The following is a 17,436-nucleotide window of genomic DNA, read 5'->3' as shown; positions in this document are numbered from 1 at the left end:
AATGGCAACTAAAACAACGTACAATAATAGGAAAGGGGGAATCACGATGGAATGGTTTGCTGCCATTGGCACGATTGGAATCGTCGGCTTCATTCTCGTCATTCTTGAATTCGTTGGACGCCGTTTCGGATTTTCTCCCGAGACGGTTCGGAAATGGATTCATGTCGCTGTCGGTCACTGGGTATTTCTTGCGCTGCTATGGCTTGATCACTGGTACATCGCCATCGTACCATTACTTTTCTTTGCTCTCGTCAATCTGTTGACATTACGAAAAGGAATCGGACAGATGCATGGCGTCGACCGTCCTTCTTATGGAACGGTCTATTATCCGCTCGCATTGGCAGGACTCGTCCTATTCTTCTTCGAACGACAACCGATGGCATTCGTTGCGGGAAGCATGGTGCTCGCTTGGGGAGATGGTCTCGCGGCACTCGTCGGAAAACGCTTCGGGAAGACGTTTTACGTCCGCGGTGAGACGAAACGTTCCTTTGAAGGAAGTATCGCTTTGTTTTTAGCGTCATTCCTTGTTTTGACTGTAACGTTCTTATTTTATGGACAACCGATTTGGCTCGCTGTCAGTTACGGCTTCTTGCTTGCAAACATCGCAGCCTTAATCGAAGCAATCTCATATCGCGATCTCGACAACTTAATCTTGCCATGGACGATCGCGGCACTCGTTGCGTTTGCTTTTTGACTTTCAGTCGCGTAACAACAATTGTTTGAAATAGAGAAAACGTAGTCGAATATAGTCTGGGTACGCACGCCATCCTGCATGACGGATGGTCATATCTCGACACATATCACGGAAAACATAGCGATAGATTTTTTCTTCGGAATCGTCATAAACAGCTGCGTACAAGCCGTGCTCGAGCATATTGGAAATGCGTTCGTCGAGTTTAGCGTAGAGTGTATCGTCGCTGTCTTCACGCAATGTAGCATGTAGCATCTCGTATTGAATACCTTGATTAGCAGAAGCAGTCGCATGAAAGACAGCTGTTTTATCGAGATGAGATACCCCGATGATTAACGCATAGAGTGTTTCCAACATATCGATCGAATGACCGTCTAGTTGTTGGATGGAATCAATAGCCATCAGCGTATCGATTCCAGATGCGCCAACTTTTTTTAAATATGTAAACGCATGGACAGCTGATTCTCCATAAAATTGTCGATGATTGTAATGGACGGCAAGAGAACGATGTCCTGCCGGTTCTTCCGGGAACCGTGTGATGGCTGAAAGGAAAAACTGTTCTGCTTCGTGCATATATCCTTCCTCTTCACTGATGATACCGAGAAGAATGTATCCTTGCACATGCTCGCCGATTTGCTGGTGCGTCTCTTCAATAAGTCGACGCGCTTGAGTGAGTTCGTTCTTGAAATAAAGGGAATGGGCTGTAGCAATGTTGAGCAATGGATGGGATGGAACGAGAACACGTAAGCGCTCGGTTGCGGCAATACGTATGTTCTCTTCTGTATCAGATGTCAGTGCTTCGAGTAACGCAACTTCAGCGACATGGCTCTGAAGTTCATGAGAATGAGCGGTTACGGTTTGTGTCATGTAATGAAATCACCTCTATTAGTTCAAAATCATATATTTTCATCATATGACAAGCCGAGTGGTGCCTCAAGAAATAATAAAGAGATTCGTCCGCAATTTCTTCTTTTCATAAAAAATAGCCGATCATTCCTAGAAAAGGAAGCATCGGCTATTTTTACTTTCGAAATTATGCGTGTAAGTGAAGTACATCTTCAACGGATTTGTACGTGTATCCGAGATCGCGTGCGACCGCTTCATACGTGACGAAGCCTTGCGCGACATTCAATCCTTTTTCGAGAGCATCGTTTTCAGCAAGCGCACGATGTGTGCCTTTATTCGCGAGTTCAAGGACATACGGAAGCGTTGCGTTCGTCAATGCCAGGGTAGACGTACGTGGAACGGCACCCGGCATGTTCGCGACCGCGTAATGAACGACACCGAATTTTTCGTACGTTGGATCATCATGCGTCGAGATGCGGTCAACCGTCTCAAAGATTCCACCTTGGTCGATGGCAACGTCAACGATGACAGCACCTGGCTTCATCCGTTTGACCATGTCGGCAGTGACGAGCTTCGGTGCTTTTGCACCTGGAATCAAGACAGCACCGATGACGAGATCACTTTCAGCGACCGCTTCAGCAATCGTGTACGGGTTTGAGATCAATGTGTTGATCGAGTTACCAAAGATATCATCTAACTGGCGAAGGCGTTCTGGACTAACATCGATGATTGTAACATCTGCACCAAGACCGACAGCGAGTTTCGCAGCATTTGTTCCGACGACACCGCCACCGATGACTGTTACTTTTCCACGACGAACCCCAGGGACACCTGCAAGCAGGATGCCCATACCACCGTGTGGTTTTTCCAAGAACTGTGCACCGATTTGTGATGCCATACGACCGGCGACTTCACTCATTGGTGTTAACAATGGAAGTGTGCGGTTCTTCTCGACTGTCTCATAAGCGATTGCTGTGATGTTCGAATCAACGAGTGCACGTGTCAGTTCTGGCTCAGCAGCTAGGTGGAGATACGTGAATAATGTCAGGTCCGGACGGAAATATTGGTACTCTGAAGCGATTGGCTCTTTGACTTTTAAAGCCAGTTCGGCTGTTGCCCAGACTTCAGCAGCAGTCGCGATGATTTCAGCACCAGCTTTGACGTACTCCTCGTTCGTGAAGCCACTCCCCATGCCTGCCATCGATTCAATGATGACACGATGTCCTTGTGCATGTAACGCTGCTACCCCGGCAGGTGTTAATGCAACACGGTTTTCGTTGTTTTTGATTTCCTTTAATACTCCAATGATCATGTGAACGCGATCCCCTTTCGCAAATAAACAAATCAATTTCTCTTCTTCTTCAGTATACGAGAAATGAAAGCGCTCTACTTTATCGGTGTTTTCAAAAATAACCGATATCCTTTGTGTAAAATCACAAAGGATATCGGTCTGCTTTTAGGTACAAATAGAGTAAGGAACGTTCGGGTAGTGATTCCATCCGGATACCAGCTTCCTCCTCGATCCGTCGCATCCGATATAGGATCGTGTTCGGATGCACATGGAGATGGGAAGCGACTTGCTTGACGTTCCCATCGTAATGAAGAAACCATTCTAGCGTCTCACATAAAGAGGAGGCATGTTTCACATCGTAAGCACGCAATCGCTCGATTTCTTCGAGACGGACCGTTCGTCGTCGCAGACGTTCTGAAAAAATTGGCAAGAGCTGAAACAAGCCGAGACGTTCGTAACGCGTCACGTTCTTCAGTTCGAATGGAAAGGCATCTTTCAAACGCAAGACGATGCCCGCTTCTTCATAGCGCTCGGGAATCGCTTGGACGCCTGTGAAGACTTCACTACTTGCTGCGACAAAGTCCGTGTAATCGAACCGCTCCGCGAGTAATTGGCGGAAGGACTGGATGAAGGCGTCAAACTGTAGACGCTCTTGTTCTGCGTCGCGGTCGTTTGTGCTGATCCACAAGATAAAATCTGTTTCATCATATGCGTAAAGTAATGGACGAACCGTCTGTTGGATCGTCAATAAATAGCGCAGACGATCCGCAAGTCGTGGTGTGATTGCTTCTGAAAAACGGATGACCGTCAAACGACTAATGCCAGGGGGTGCGACATGGAGCTTAGAAAACATCTTCAGGATCTCCGACTCGGATAGTTCTTCATGTAATAACTCAAAGAAGAATTGTTCCGTCTGCTCTTCCTTCCGTTTTTTCTGCATATCGATCGCTAGTAACTGACGTTGAGCAAGCAGAGCTCCTTTCTTTAAATCTGCTAGTTCTGATGGAGTGAACGGGGTACTGCGAGCAATCGACCAAATGTAGCCGAGAATTTCTGAATCTTGTTTGATGGCAATGGCGACGCGGTCATTCAGTCCAACATCCGTGCGCGCAGAAATGATGAGCGGATCGTCTTGAGTAGCGAGACTCTGGATGACTTCGTCTTTCCAGAGTTGGTCGATGACCGATTCCGGTACCCGGCGACCGATGATCGTTGCGACACGAGCAGGGTCCGTGTCAGCAGTATGCGTACTATAGGCAAGGAGACGGTGATTACGATCTTCAATCGTAATCGGCGCATTTAAGGCGATACCGATCGCTTCCGCTAAATCGTCTAACGAATGGTATGAAGCTTCTAACATGGAGGAATCCCTTCTTTCTCTCTCGTTCAGTATCTTTAGTATAGCTTCTGTTGTGTAAAATCACAAAAAGTATTCTTTCGTATTGTATGAAAACACAACTCCATGCTACGGTAAGCCTCGGAAAAAGAGAGAGGATGAAATGGCATGGATGTGTTACGTCTGATATCTGCTTGGGTCTGGGGAATTCCAAGCATGGTGTTGTTAGTAGGAACGGGAGTGTACTTTACGATTCGTTTACGTGGTCTTCAGTTTCGTCGCTTGAAACAAGCGTTTCAATTGTCAGTTCAAAAATCAGGACAGGGTGAAGGGGAAATTAGTAGCTTTCAGATGTTAATGACGTCTCTTGCAGCGACGATCGGGAACGGAAACATCGCGGGAATCGCGGTCGCCTTAACGATGGGCGGACCGGGTGCAGTCTTTTGGATGTGGATCATCGGTTTGATCGGAATGGCGACGAAATATGCGGAAAGTCTTCTTGCGATTCTTTTTAGAAGTCGAAATGAACGCGGCGAAGCTGTCAGTGGACCAATGTATTATATCGAAAAGGGACTAGGTGCAAAATTTAAATTCCTCGCCATCTTGTTTGCGGCATTTGGTTTGATTGCATCATTTGGTGTCGGGAACACCGTGCAAGCGAATGCGATGGCAACGGTGCTTGAGCAATCGTTTCATGTACCGCTTCTACTCTTCGGCATTCTGCTCGCGCTGGCAGTCTATGTATCGATTCGTGGTGGGCTCGAACGCGTCAGTGCGATCTCGACGATCTTCGTTCCGATCATGAGCTTGCTCTATATCGGTGCCGCTTGTGTGCTTTTGGTAGTGAAAGCAGATCAGATTCTACCAGCCCTTGGTTTAATCTTTGCGTATGCTTTCCAGCCGCTTGCACCTGCAGGCGCCTTCACCGGTGTATCGATCATGATGGCAATGCAAGTCGGTGTAGCACGAGGCATTTTTACGAATGAGGCAGGACTCGGGACAGCAGCCTTGATCGCCGGATCTGCGAAAAGTGAACGTCCGGTCGAACAAGGATTGATCTCGATGACAAGTACCTTCATCGTGACTTTGGTCGTCTGTACGATGACGGCACTCGTTCTTCTGACGACAGGATTTTGGGATCCGTCAGGCGGGTTACATTCAGGTGTAACGCACGATGCGAGCCTTTCCGGGGCAGCACTAACGGCAACCGCCTTTGCGAGCGTCCTTGGATCATTTGGAGAATGGACTGTCGCATTCTCCGTCTTCTTCTTCGGTTATTCGACGATCATCGGTTGGTATGTCTATGGAGAGAAGTGCTTGGAGTACTTGAGCGGTACGACACGTTTCAACGAAGGATACCGTGTATTCTTTGCACTCGCAGCCTGTTATGGTGCCGTCGCGCAATTAGAACCGTTGTGGCTCGTCGCAGATATCGCAAATGGATTGATGATGATTCCGAACTTGATCGGGATGCTGTTCTTGTCGCACTTGGTCATTGAACAAACGAGGAATTACGAACGGACGGCTCATAAACGAGTCGCTTAAACGAACAAAAGCCGTGATGCCTTTAAACAGGCACCACGGCTTTTGTGATGAGACGATTCATCCATTCGTCCGACGACGACTGTAGATGAGGAGTGTCAGTAAGAATATTAAACTCAGCGCAACGAGGACAGAGAGTGAAGCGACGTTCCAGCCGATGACCTCGAGTAAAACACTGATCGCAACCGTCAAATAGAAGATACCGAGGTACTTTTTGACGAATGGGCTTTCGAAGTGCGTCAATTGCTTCGCGCCAATCGGTGCTCCGAGCAAGGCACCGACGATCAGCATGATTCCGACCAGGATATCGATGTTCGTACTTGCGACCGTGTAATTGACGAGTCCCGATAGGACAATCAGCAACGCGGAAGCAATACTCGTTCCGACCGCACGTTTCAACTCATAGCCAACGATCCCGACGAGTAACGGGGTGATGATGAAGCCACCGCTGACACCAAGTAATGAAGAAATGAATCCGGCGAACAAACCAGTGAAGGCAAGAGCGAGATATCGATTTTTCCACCCCGTCTGTTCACCCGTCGTTGATTTCGGACGTAAGAATTTATTCGCGAAGTAGAGTAAGAGACCGATATAAACGATTGAGATGACGAGATGAGCACCATTGACTGCCTCTAGTCGAAGAACGAGTGGTGTCGCGATCGTCGAACCGATGATTCCGACGCCACCGACGACGAGACTATCGCGCCAGACGACATTTTTAAGACGTAAGTGAGAGAGCGTACCTGAAACCGTTGATCCGAGAGTCAACATGAGGCTCGTCGCGATCGCGACACTCGGAGCATATCCTAAAATGAGTAACAGGGGCGTCAAGATGATACCGCCACCGATTCCGAAAAATCCGGAAATGATTCCAATGAAAAATCCGAGGATTAAGAAATAATAAAAAGCGAGATCCATGTACAGTCTTCCTTTCCTTTTCTTCTCTATTATTCACTTAGTATGGCAATGAATGAGAAGAATGTAAAAGGGGACGGCTCCTTCAAGGGGGTTGAAGGAGCCGTTAAGGGGAACTTATTCTTTTGACGCGGCGACTTCCGTTGCTGCATCGATACCGGTATTGGCCTTGACTAAGATACGTTCGAAGTTACCGGCAACTTCGTTCGATTTCGTCAACAATGTCCCGACGATAGCTCCGAGGAAACCAAGCGGGATGGAGACGATTCCTGGATTCGTCAGCGGGAAGAGGGCTTCCCCGACAAACAAGGCTGAACCGTCGACTGCCCAAAGGTTTGGACTGAGTGCGACGAGAATCAGTGAAGAGAATAACCCGACGACCATACCTGTGACAGCTCCGCCAGTATTGAAACGGCGCCAGAAGATCGTCAAGAGAATGACTGGCAAGTTGGCACTTGCCGCGACAGCGAAGGCAAGCGATACGAGGAACGCGACGTTCATCGATTGTGCGAACAATGCCAGTACCATCGAAATCAAGGCGACAGCAATGGAAGCAAGTCGTGCTGCCGTCATCTGTTCTTTTTCCGTTGCTTGCCCTTTGCGTAGAATATGACTATAAAAATCATGAGCAAAGGCAGACGCAGCGGATAAGACAAGTCCTGCAACAACGGCGAGGATTGTCGCAAAAGCGACCGCAGCGACGAATGCAAAGAGTAAATCGCCACCAAGTGCTTTAGCGAGAAGTGGCGCAGCCATGTTACCAGCAGCATTAGCAGCGATGATATCTTCAGAACCAACGAAAGCAGCAGCACCAAAGCCGAGGAAAATCGTCAAGATATAAAAGACACCAATGATCCATGTCGCGTACACGACGGATTTACGAGCTGTCGGAGCATCCTTAACAGTAAAGAAACGAATTAAGATATGTGGTAATCCAGCTGTTCCAAGAACGAGCGCGAGATTGAGCGAAATCGTATCGAGTGGTAACTTAAATTTGTTTCCAGGATTCAAGAATGAATCTCCGAGCGGCGTGGCTTGTTTCACTTCTGAAAACATCTTGAAGATCGAGAAATCGAACTTCGCGAAGACCATGAACGAGATGACGGCTGTTCCTGCCATCAAGAGAATCGCTTTGATGATTTGAACCCACGAAGTCGCAGTCATACCACCGAAGACGACGTAGACCGTCATTAAGATACCGACGATGATGACACTCGTCGTATAAGGAATTCCTAACAACAATTCAATCAAGGCACCTGCACCGACGAGTTGCGCGATCATGTAAAAAATCGAGATCGCAATCGAGTTCATGGCAGCGACTCCACGAACTTTTGAGGCGTTAAAACGAGCGGCAATCATATCAGCCATCGTGTATTTTCCGAGGTTCCGAAGTGGTTCGGCAACGAGGTACAAGACAACAAGATAAGCAACGAGGAAGCCGATCGAGTAAAAGAATCCGTCGAATCCGGCTAAAGCGATCATCCCGGCAATTCCGAGGAACGAGGCGGCGGACATGTAGTCGCCGGCAATCGCCATCCCGTTTTGTGCACCAGTGAGTCCGCCGTCCGCTGTATAAAAGTCGTTAGCTGTTTTTGTTTTACGGGCAGCAAAGTATGTAATGACGAGCGTCAAACCGACGATCGCTGCGAATAGGGCAACGGCAGTATAATTCATTTCGACTCCTCCTTGATCTGTTCGACGAGTCGATCAAAGGCACGTGCTTTTTTGCTATACATCATGCAGAACGTCCACGTCATGATGAACTGGGCAAATGCGAATACCCAAGCTCCTGTAATATCACCGAATACTGGCTCATTCAAAATCGTGAAGTAACTTGTCAAAATCGGAAGCGCAAAATAAAAAATAAGGCAAAAACTAATAGCTGGAAGAATGAAGCCGTTCTTTTGGCGCATCAATTGTTGAAAGGTAGCACTCTCGACAATGGCTGGAGCAGATTGAGTCGCTTCATTTTTCTGGAATTCGGACGCTTGATGCATGAGGACGCCTCCTTTAAGGAATGAATGTAAATTCATTATAAGGATGTCGTTTCTGGAAAAGCTATCCTAATTTTTAAGAAGAAAAGATCATTATTATATTAATATTGGTCATACCAATTTAATGTAAGCGTTCTCAATATTGAACATTGTTTGAACGTTATTTTTATATATTAACCACTTTATAAAATGATTCAAAAGACCTAGTCCCTAGAAAAATGAGAACAGCTTAAAGGGGCTGACTCAAAAGTCAGTCTCTACAAAGATAAGGATGGCAGAATGATGATCTGCCATCCTTATCTCGTAACAAAAAGAATGACGCGTTTCGCGCCACTCCTACAGGAACAAGCGCATTTATGCGCTATCAGAGACGAACAAGACCCGCTTTCCTGCTTCAACGGAGCAGGAAAACTGGCTTGTGTCTCGCCTGAGGAAAGGGCGTGAAAAGACGCGTCATTCTTTTTTTGAGTCAGCCTCGAGTCATTTTTCAAATGGACGTTCGATCTTATCTTCGATTTCTCGTAAATGATCCGCACGTTTTGAAAGTGCACGACGCTTCAACCATTCTTCCGTCCCGCGACTAAATCCCCAGATGGCGAGTAAAATCAAAAATAGAAGGACAAGACGCATCGGACGTTCAAGAAACGTGGACCATTCCTTTCCGATTAGCGAGAAGATGATGACGACGATCAGACGCCCGGCACCAGCAGCGATCAAATACGTCCGCAGCGATAGTTGAATCATGGCAGAAATGGACGTGATGATGAACGCAGGCATGAATGGAAGCGAAAAAAAGAATCCGAGTGAGATGGGACTCATGTGACGAACACGTTCGATCCACTGTTGCGCGGCATGGTGTTTTTCAAGCCAACGCGTGACCGGACGACGAAATAGATATCGAATACAAGCGAAGACGACGAGTGATCCAAGCATGCTCCCGACCCATGATACGAGAACACCCATACCAAAACCATAGGTTGCCGCATTCGCAGAAATGATCAGGACGAGTGGCAGGAAAGGAAATAGAGACTCAAGAAACGGGGCAATCAAACCGGTGGCAGCTCCTCCAGGTAAGTCTTGGAGAAAGAAAATCATCTGCTCGATCCAGTCACGAAGTGTATGGAGCATTCGGAATCCTCCTTGCGAGATGTACTACTGTGTTTTATTTTACCTCTTTCGGATTCAGAAAGGGAATGAAATTCCTTGAAAGGGATTCAGGAATTGTGGATTGTACATTCGAAAGGGAGTTGGTATTATACTTAAATGGGTGCGTTTTGCAGGCGTTCCCAGCTAGTCAATAGCTAGACGCTTCGTTTGCCAACGTTCGTTTTACTGCAAAAAACTGACATGGGGGCTAATGAGGAATATGAAACCTTATCGCGTACTATTATTTTATAAGTATGTTCCAATTGAAAATGCGGAACAGCTAACGAAAGAGCATCTTGCTTACTGTAAAGAGCTCGGTATCAAAGGTCGGATTTTGATTGCACCTGAAGGAATCAACGGCACACTCTCTGGAACGGTCGAACAAACGGAACAATACATGAAGGACTTGACGGCGGATCCACGATTCGCTGACATCGAATTCAAAATCGATGAAGTCGAGGAGCATGCCTTCAAAAAGACGTTCGTCCGTTACAAAAAAGAACTCGTCACATGGCGTTTTGAGGACGAATTCAACGTACCAGAAGAACACGCTGCGTATCTTGAACCAGCAGAGTGGAAAGAAATGATGAAACAAGATGACGTCGTCATTCTCGATGTACGCAACAACTACGAATACGACCTCGGACACTTCAAGAATGCTGTAAAAGTGGATGTCAATGCTTCACGGGAATTCCCGGAGTGGCTTGACGAGAACGAGCATTTGTTTGAAGGAAAAAAGGTTCTCACATACTGTACGGGTGGTGTTCGTTGTGAAAAATTCACGGCGTACTTCCGTAAACGGCAACAGAGTGATGATATCTTCCACCTTAAAGGCGGAGTCGTCATGTACGGAAAAGATGAACAGACACAAGGAGAAGACTGGGAAGGCGAACTATACGTCTTTGATGAGCGTGTACAAGTTCCTGTCAATGCCGTCAATCCTTCTGTCGTCTCAGAATGTTACTACTGTGGAAAACCGGAGACGCGCTACGTTAATTGCGCAAACCCGGAATGCAATCGACAGCACTTCTGCTGTGAAGAATGCGAACCAAAAGTCATGCGTTCGTGTTCCGATGAATGCCGGGAGCATCCGCGCAACCGTTATGAAAAAGAGCAACAAGAAGAATTAGTATAAGGCACGCGTAAAAAGCCGGATGATTTCTTTAATAGAAACCGTCCGGCTTTTTTGTGTATTCAAGAGGATGGGAACAAGTAACGTAAAATATCTGGCAAACGTTTGGCCCAGGCCGTTTCATGATGGATTGCTTCCGGAATGATCGTATAGCGACTTTGAGCGAGTTTCTGTTCGACCGCTCGCGCTAAGACATCATTCGTGTGTAAATAATCCGTCTCGGTCATCGGACCACTCACTTCTTTTGTGCCGACGTCCATATAACAGCGATGCGTTGCAGACAGAGACGGACTGCGCTCGATGAATTCAAGGAGTGAGGAGAAGTTTGCCCATCCAGCAGTCGATAAGGCAGCGACGCGCGTGATGACTTCCGGATACGCGAATAATCCATATAGCGAGATGACGCCACCCATCGAACTGCCGATCATTGTCGTATCATCAGGGCGTGTCGCATAGTTGGCATCAATGTATGGTTTTAACTCGCGGATGATCCAGTCCATATAGACCTTACCGTTGCCACCGATTGACGTCCGGTGCGAAGGATAGGCGCTCCGCATCAATAAGGCTTCGTCACTCCAAGGAGCATAGTCATCGTACCGATCCATTCCATCTTCTGGACTGTCAATCGCGACGACCATTGCCGGAATCTGTGTCTGTTGTAGTGCAAGATGAATCTCCCAGCCTTTTCCGAACGAGGCGGTTTCTCCACTAAAGACGTTTTGTCCGTCATGCATATAAATTACTGGTAAAGCTTTAGAAGGATCAAAATGTGGCGGACGATGAATTCGAATCGTCCGGTGGGTTTGTGATGTCGGTAGCGTCATTTCAATTTCCGTAATCGACAATAGAGTCACGACCTTTCAAAGATTTGCATAGTGCGCGGTACAATTGCGTCCGTTGTGTTTTCCGCCGACATAGAGTGCATGATCGGCTTGACGTAGCGATTCTTCGAACGTCCGTTGATATCTTTCTTCCACTGTATCAATTCCGAGGCTTATAGTTAAGGAAAGTCGGTGACCATCGACGAGGAAGGGGCGATCCATGACCGCATGGCGGACCGTCTCGGCAATCTGAATGGCAGCCTCTTGACTACGATTTCGCAACAAAAGTACGAATTCCTCCCCGCCATAACGAGCAGCGAAGACATCATCATGTTGCAGTTGGATCACCTGGATGCGTCGACCGAGTTCACGAAGGACGAGATCGCCTACTTTATGCCCGTACGTATCGTTGACGCGTTTGAAATGATCGATATCAAACAGGATCACGGAAAGCGGATAGCAATCAGCAGCGAATTCTTGTCGACCGTGTTCGTAAAAGGCACGACTATTTGGTAATTCCGTTAAGGCGTCAGTCCGACTTTCTGTATAGAGTTGAACCGTTTCACGAGAGCGTTCTAGGACGCGACAAAAGATACGGAGTAGACGAGATAATTCGTCGGCATTCGTCGCATCATAGGCGTCTGCGACTTGATGGAACAGAATGATCGAGACATCGACTTCTCCGCTCGTAATCGAAGGAATTGCTAGCATTGAATGGCGATCGACAGGCAATCCGATTTGAATATCGTTTCCCCAGTCGCAACGAAGACCATAGATGATCGGGGTATGCAAATCGTCGGCTGTCAAAGAGTGAAACAGCGGTAACACATCGATCGGTTGCTTCGTCCGGATGTCATAGATGACTTGTTTCCGCTGTTGTTGAATCGAAATCCAGCCTTCAGAAAACGGTAGCAGATGCGGTAAATCGAGAAGTAACGAGTCGATCGTCTCGCGTTCGAAGCGGGAGATCAATAAGTGTTCCTTCGCATCATCAAATCGTTTAGCATTATCATTTGCTTCAAGTAAGTCACCACGTTCTTGCAACAGACGTTTGAATAAAAAGAGAATCAAGGCGGAGACTGTAGCCGCGACAAGAGGACTTTCATCGTAGAACCAGATCCCAAGTAGAGCACTTAACATGCTGATTCCGTAAACGAGGGACTGAAGCTTCACAAGACGTTGCCAATCGTATTTCAAGAAAAGAAAGCGATTGACGAGCAGACATTGGAAGTAAGAAACAAGGAAGACTGTGATCAAAAAGCCGATGAAGGGAATCAGAGCTTTGGTATACGTAAAGCTTGAGCCGATCGGTCCACCGAGCGCTTCATACGCAAATACCGGAAGCGAGATGTAGACTAAATCAAACAAGGCGTTGATTGGGTAGAGATAGGCGAAACGTTTCCAGCGAATCGCTTTTCGGTGAGACATGAATTGAAAGACGAGAATACCGACTTGGCTTAAAATCAAAGCGTACGTCAAACCGTAATTGAGGAATAAAAATAAAATGATTCCTTCTTGAAACGTATAATAAATGCCGCCACGACGGACATTATCGAACTGAAACAGGAGAACGAGCCCAAACAAATAAAGGGTATTGACGATGGAGATGGAAGGAGGGAAGGTAGGTGGATGAACGATGCCAATCAATAACAATGTCAAGGCGACGAGACTGAAAACGATCCAGCTCGTCCGGGCTACCTGTTGGTAGTAGCGCATGAAACATCCCTCCCCCTGAGAAGTATCTTTTATTCCTATACCCGAATTGTGGAAATTTTGATAAGCCATTTACCAAAAAAATAAGGTTGAGAGAAAAGAAAGAATTGCGTATAATGTGAAAGATATCGAATACAGTCGATGATGAAGAGAGTAACGGTTGATTTTCGTCAACTAGCGAATCAGGGAATGGTGGAAGCCTGAGGACGAACCGGTCGTGAAGCGCACTTCTGAGACGCTACCCGATTCCTGAAAGAAAAGGCGTAGCCGGGGGAACCCCGTTATCCCCGAACAAGGTGGGTGTCAAAAGGACACCAAGAAGAGTGGTACCGCGGTCATTCCGTCTCTTTGCGCGTGGCGCAAGGGGCGTTTTTTATTGCCAAAAATCAGTGAAGCAGGAGGAAATAAAGATGAGTTATAAAACGCAATACGCAGAAGTATTACATCAAGTCATGGAAGGTGCCTTATCGATTGAACAAATCGAACAACTAATCGAGCAACCGAAACATGAAGATCATGGAGATCTAGCATTCCCATGCTTCATGCTCGCGAAAGCATTCCGTAAAGCACCCAATATGATTGCTTCGGACCTCGCAGAAAAAATCGACGCGCCATTGTTCTCAAACGTTCAGGCTGTAGGTCCTTACATCAACGTCTTCTTGAACCGGGAAGTCGTATCGCAAGAAATCGTCAACCAAGTTCTGACGGAAAATGAGACGTTCGGATCAAGTGAAGCCAATGGAAAAACGATTGTCACTGATTTTTCATCACCAAACATCGCGAAACCATTCTCGATGGGTCACTTACGTTCAACGGTAATCGGAAACGCGCTCAACCAAATCTCACGTAAAAAAGGCTATGATGTCGTCGGTGTCAACCATTTAGGGGACTGGGGAACACAGTTCGGGAAATTGATGGTTGCGTACACGATGTGGGGTGAGGAAGAAGCGGTCCGTGCAGAACCAATCAAGGAATTGTTGAAATTATATGTCCGGTTCCACGAAGAAGCGGAAACAAATCCGGCACTTGAAGACGAAGGACGTCTCTGGTTCAAAAAACTCGAACAAGGTGATGAGCAGGCAACAACGCTTTGGACGTGGTTCCGTGAAGTCTCACTTGTTGAGTTCAATCGTGTTTATGAGATGCTCGGAGTTAAATTCGATAGCTTGAACGGAGAAGCTTTCTACAACGATAAGATGCAACACGTCATCGATTTGCTTGAAGAAAAAGATTTACTCGTCGAATCAGAAGGGGCAATGGTCGTCGACCTCGAAGCAGAAGGTATGCCGCCTGCTTTGATTAAAAAGAAGGATGGCGCAACGCTTTATGCGACACGTGACTTAGCAGCTGCTGTCTATCGTCTCGAAACGTACCGTTTTGAGCAAGCATTCTACGTCGTTGGCGGCGAACAAGCGCTTCACTTTAAGCAATTGTTCGCAGTCCTGAAGAAACTTGGATTTGAGAATGTCGACGGAATGCACCATGTACCGTTCGGTTTGATTATGAAAGACGGAAAGAAAATGTCTACGCGTAAAGGTCGGATCGTCTTGCTTGAAGAAGTACTACAAGAAGCAATCGACGTCGCGAAGCAAAACATCGCGGAAAAAAATCCGAACTTAGCGAATGCCGAAGCAACAGCTCGTCAAGTAGGTGTTGGCGCCGTCATCTTCCATGATTTGAAAAATGAACGGATGAACAATATCGAGTTCGATCTTGAGCAGATGTTGAAATTCGAAGGTGAAACAGGACCGTATGTCCAGTATACGAATGCTCGTGCGCACTCATTGCTCCGTAAAGGTAGCTATGATGGCACACCATTCGCTGGCAGTGCCGATGATCATGCATGGGGTGTCGTATCGATGCTGAACCAATTCTCGACGGTCATCGATCGCGCGTTCACACGTCGCGAGCCGTCAATCATCAGCCGTTACGTCTTAGATCTTGCACAAAGCTTTAATAAATACTACGGACACGTCCGTGTTCTCGAAGATGACGCGGCAAAACAATCGCGTCTTGCACTCGTCAAGTCCGTCACGATCGTCTTGACAGAAGGTCTTCGTTTACTTGGTGTCGGCGCTCCGGAAGAAATGTAAGACCAATCCACGAATAAGAAGAGGTAGATTATGAAGACTGAGACGAAAGACCGATTACAGCAAGCTGCTTCACGGATGAAGCAGGAGCCTTTGGCAGAAACCGTCGCCTTCATGGCTGATTTTCACGGGAAACTCGCTGCTTGGTTACCGGGAGAGTCTGTCGATTTCGTTCACGATTTCGTGACGGCGCCGGAAGCTGATTTGATTGCTCCGATCGAAGGAGACGCGTTGCGCACGAAAGACAATTTTGAATTCTTCATGCGTAAAAAACAGACACGAAAAAAACTCGGCGAACTGTTGACGCTTTGGAAGTCGGCGCGCACGACAGAGACGTTGAGTCAAATCGATGCGATCGGATTGAAAAAATGGCTCGCTCGTAATGAATTCCGTTCGGAAGACAAGCCATGGGATTATTTGAACCGTCTGCATGTTCTTCTGTTCCTTGATTTGATGACGACGATCATCGATGATCATCGATTGACGAGTTTGCATGAGCAACTTGTCGGTACAACACCAGTTCCGACGAGCTTCGTTCGTCGTCAAGGGGATGTCCGTCAAGTCATCGAAGCATTCGCGGAAGAGACGAACTTCACACAAGTGGATGTTGTCAAGGCATCGCTTGTCCGTTATCTCTGATCAATAGGATGCACAAACAAAAGCCGTCGAGCCCCGTGCCCGACGGCTTTTGTCGTATCTTCTTAGTTTGCCCGATGGAACACGATCGATTGTTGCTCTGAATCGTAAAGACACCATTCTCGTTCGAACACGACAGGACCTAGATTGATGGCATATCGTCCTCCATTATTAATGGATAAAGATTGATACAATGGGCTCGACATAGCAATGCCATTTCGAAACAAACCTCTGATATGACTATGACCAAAAAAGAGTACTGGTTCACGTTGCTGTGACAGATCGGGCAAAAAATCACGGGACCAATTCAATTGATCTCCATGAATCAATAATGCACCCTCGATGCGTTGTTTTCGAGGGCAATCGCGTAACGCATCGATGACAGGAGATAGTTGCGGTGGAACGAGCGACAGGATGCGCTCTTCTTGATTGCCAAGTAACATCTTAAAATCAATTAGGTTTAAAAAATCATCATCAAGCGTCACGACGAGGGAGAGCGATTCGAAGGAATAGCGCTTCGCTCGCTTTTTACCGACATGACATTCATGAACGTCACCAAGACAGAACAAATGCGCATCGGGAGCGAGCTGTCGTATGTCAGCTAGGACAGCCGTTGTGTCGGCTACTGAGCTGTGAAGATCCGCAAAAAGGGCATAACGCATGATCGACCACTCCTTTGTTAAGGAGATACCCGAAAATGCGCTATGCCTATCTTTTGAATATGAGCGTTCAGATCAATCGATTAACGGAAGTTAATGAATTGAACGTCGACCGATAATGGAAGCTCACGAACGATCTGCATGACTTGTTGTAAGTCATCACGCGATTTACCTGTGACACGAATTTGATCATCTTGGATCTGTGTCTTCACTTTTAATTTCGATTCCTTGACGGCATTGTTGATCTTTTTCGCGTCGTCACGGTCGATTCCACTTTTCAGGATGACACGTTGTCGGACTGTATTCCCGGCAGCCTGCTCGACTTTTTCATACTGCAGGTTTTTGGTTGGGACTTCTCGCTTGATCAATTTTGATGTTAAGACGTCTTTGACTTGATCGAGTTTGAAATCGTCATCTGAGATTAGAATCAAATCCTCTTTTTCGAGCTTCATGTCGCTTTTTGAACCTTTGAAGTCGAAGCGGTTCGTGATTTCCTTCAGTGCGATTTGGACCGCGTTCTTGACTTCCTCGATGTTGATTTGTGACACGATATCAAATGAATTATCTTTTGCTGCCATTTCAATCTCCCCTTTCATTCCACTCTCTATTTTAGAGAGGAATACC

The 17,436-nt window shown here is 46.9% G+C and carries 16 protein-coding genes and 1 other annotated feature; of the genes, 5 read left to right on the top strand and 11 right to left on the bottom strand.

Features of this window, described 5'->3' with window-relative positions; all coding sequences use genetic code 11:
* Positions 1-46: 46 nt before the first annotated feature.
* The gene (locus tag HZS85_RS14610) at positions 47-694 is read left to right on the top strand and encodes a diacylglycerol/polyprenol kinase family protein (protein ID WP_214856667.1); all 648 of its coding nucleotides are present in this window, start codon (positions 47-49) and stop codon (positions 692-694) included.
* Between the two features lie 3 nt (positions 695-697).
* Here HZS85_RS14610 and HZS85_RS14605 read toward each other — a convergent pair whose 3' ends face one another.
* The 3 genes from HZS85_RS14605 to HZS85_RS14595 form a co-directional block, all read right to left on the bottom strand.
* Positions 698-1,558 (bottom strand): tetratricopeptide repeat protein, encoded by an 861-nt coding sequence (locus HZS85_RS14605; protein ID WP_214856666.1) that lies wholly within the window; start codon positions 1,556-1,558, stop codon positions 698-700.
* A 166-nt stretch (positions 1,559-1,724) separates the two neighbouring features.
* Positions 1,725-2,849, bottom strand: coding sequence for an alanine dehydrogenase (gene ald / locus HZS85_RS14600; RefSeq protein WP_029342897.1), 1,125 nt, complete (start codon positions 2,847-2,849; stop codon positions 1,725-1,727).
* A gap of 121 nt (positions 2,850-2,970) precedes the next feature.
* Positions 2,971-4,188 carry a PucR family transcriptional regulator gene (locus tag HZS85_RS14595; protein WP_035395605.1) on the bottom strand — a complete coding sequence of 406 codons (1,218 nt, stop codon included), beginning with the start codon at positions 4,186-4,188 and terminating at the stop codon, positions 2,971-2,973.
* A 144-nt stretch (positions 4,189-4,332) separates the two neighbouring features.
* Between HZS85_RS14595 and HZS85_RS14590 the strand changes: the two genes are divergently transcribed.
* Complete coding sequence (locus tag HZS85_RS14590; RefSeq protein ID WP_214856665.1) at positions 4,333-5,709, top strand: alanine/glycine:cation symporter family protein; 1,377 nt, start codon at positions 4,333-4,335, stop codon at positions 5,707-5,709.
* A gap of 57 nt (positions 5,710-5,766) precedes the next feature.
* Here HZS85_RS14590 and HZS85_RS14585 read toward each other — a convergent pair whose 3' ends face one another.
* The 4 genes from HZS85_RS14585 to HZS85_RS14570 form a co-directional block, all read right to left on the bottom strand.
* Positions 5,767-6,624 (bottom strand): sulfite exporter TauE/SafE family protein, encoded by an 858-nt coding sequence (locus tag HZS85_RS14585; protein ID WP_214856663.1) that lies wholly within the window; start codon positions 6,622-6,624, stop codon positions 5,767-5,769.
* 114 nt (positions 6,625-6,738) lie between these two features.
* Positions 6,739-8,295, bottom strand: coding sequence for a solute symporter family protein (locus tag HZS85_RS14580; RefSeq protein ID WP_035412105.1), 1,557 nt, complete (start codon positions 8,293-8,295; stop codon positions 6,739-6,741).
* Positions 8,292-8,618 (bottom strand): DUF485 domain-containing protein, encoded by a 327-nt coding sequence (locus HZS85_RS14575; RefSeq protein WP_214856662.1) that lies wholly within the window; start codon positions 8,616-8,618, stop codon positions 8,292-8,294. Before HZS85_RS14575 ends, HZS85_RS14580 begins: the two co-directional genes overlap by 4 nt.
* 477 nt (positions 8,619-9,095) lie before the next feature.
* Positions 9,096-9,743: a TVP38/TMEM64 family protein gene (locus HZS85_RS14570; RefSeq protein WP_214856661.1), complete on the bottom strand. Its 648-nt coding sequence runs from the start codon at positions 9,741-9,743 to the stop codon at positions 9,096-9,098.
* 238 nt (positions 9,744-9,981) lie between these two features.
* Between HZS85_RS14570 and trhO the strand changes: the two genes are divergently transcribed.
* Positions 9,982-10,896: an oxygen-dependent tRNA uridine(34) hydroxylase TrhO gene (trhO, locus tag HZS85_RS14565; protein WP_396136368.1), complete on the top strand. Its 915-nt coding sequence runs from the start codon at positions 9,982-9,984 to the stop codon at positions 10,894-10,896.
* 59 nt (positions 10,897-10,955) lie between these two features.
* Here the strand turns inward: trhO and HZS85_RS14560 are convergent, their stop codons facing one another.
* Both HZS85_RS14560 and HZS85_RS14555 read right to left on the bottom strand, forming a co-directional pair.
* Positions 10,956-11,738, bottom strand: a complete 783-nt coding sequence (locus HZS85_RS14560; RefSeq protein ID WP_214856659.1) for an alpha/beta hydrolase — start codon at positions 11,736-11,738, stop codon at positions 10,956-10,958.
* A 15-nt stretch (positions 11,739-11,753) separates the two neighbouring features.
* On the bottom strand, positions 11,754-13,430 hold the full coding sequence (locus tag HZS85_RS14555) for a GGDEF domain-containing protein (protein ID WP_214856658.1): 1,677 nt from the start codon (positions 13,428-13,430) through the stop codon (positions 11,754-11,756).
* Between the two features lie 129 nt (positions 13,431-13,559).
* Positions 13,560-13,778 (top strand) — a binding site (T-box leader).
* Positions 13,779-13,837: 59 nt separating this feature from the next.
* On the opposite strand from HZS85_RS14555, the gene argS reads away from it, so the two are divergent.
* Positions 13,838-15,520, top strand: a complete 1,683-nt coding sequence (argS, locus tag HZS85_RS14550; RefSeq protein ID WP_214856657.1) for an arginine--tRNA ligase — start codon at positions 13,838-13,840, stop codon at positions 15,518-15,520.
* A gap of 30 nt (positions 15,521-15,550) precedes the next feature.
* On the top strand, positions 15,551-16,156 hold the full coding sequence (locus tag HZS85_RS14545) for a hypothetical protein (RefSeq protein ID WP_214856656.1): 606 nt from the start codon (positions 15,551-15,553) through the stop codon (positions 16,154-16,156).
* 62 nt (positions 16,157-16,218) lie between these two features.
* Here HZS85_RS14545 and HZS85_RS14540 read toward each other — a convergent pair whose 3' ends face one another.
* Both HZS85_RS14540 and HZS85_RS14535 read right to left on the bottom strand, forming a co-directional pair.
* Entirely contained in the window at positions 16,219-16,815 is a 597-nt protein-coding gene (locus HZS85_RS14540) for a metallophosphoesterase family protein (protein WP_214856655.1), read from the bottom strand.
* Positions 16,816-16,895: 80 nt separating this feature from the next.
* Positions 16,896-17,390, bottom strand: a complete 495-nt coding sequence (locus HZS85_RS14535) for a YajQ family cyclic di-GMP-binding protein (protein ID WP_214856654.1) — start codon at positions 17,388-17,390, stop codon at positions 16,896-16,898.
* Positions 17,391-17,436 lie beyond the last annotated feature (46 nt).

Source organism: Exiguobacterium sp. s130, assembly GCF_018619055.1.
Lineage (GTDB): Bacteria > Bacillota > Bacilli > Exiguobacteriales > Exiguobacteriaceae > Exiguobacterium_A.
Note: the sequence above shows the minus strand (reverse complement) of the source record. Positions and strands in the feature narration are given on the sequence as shown.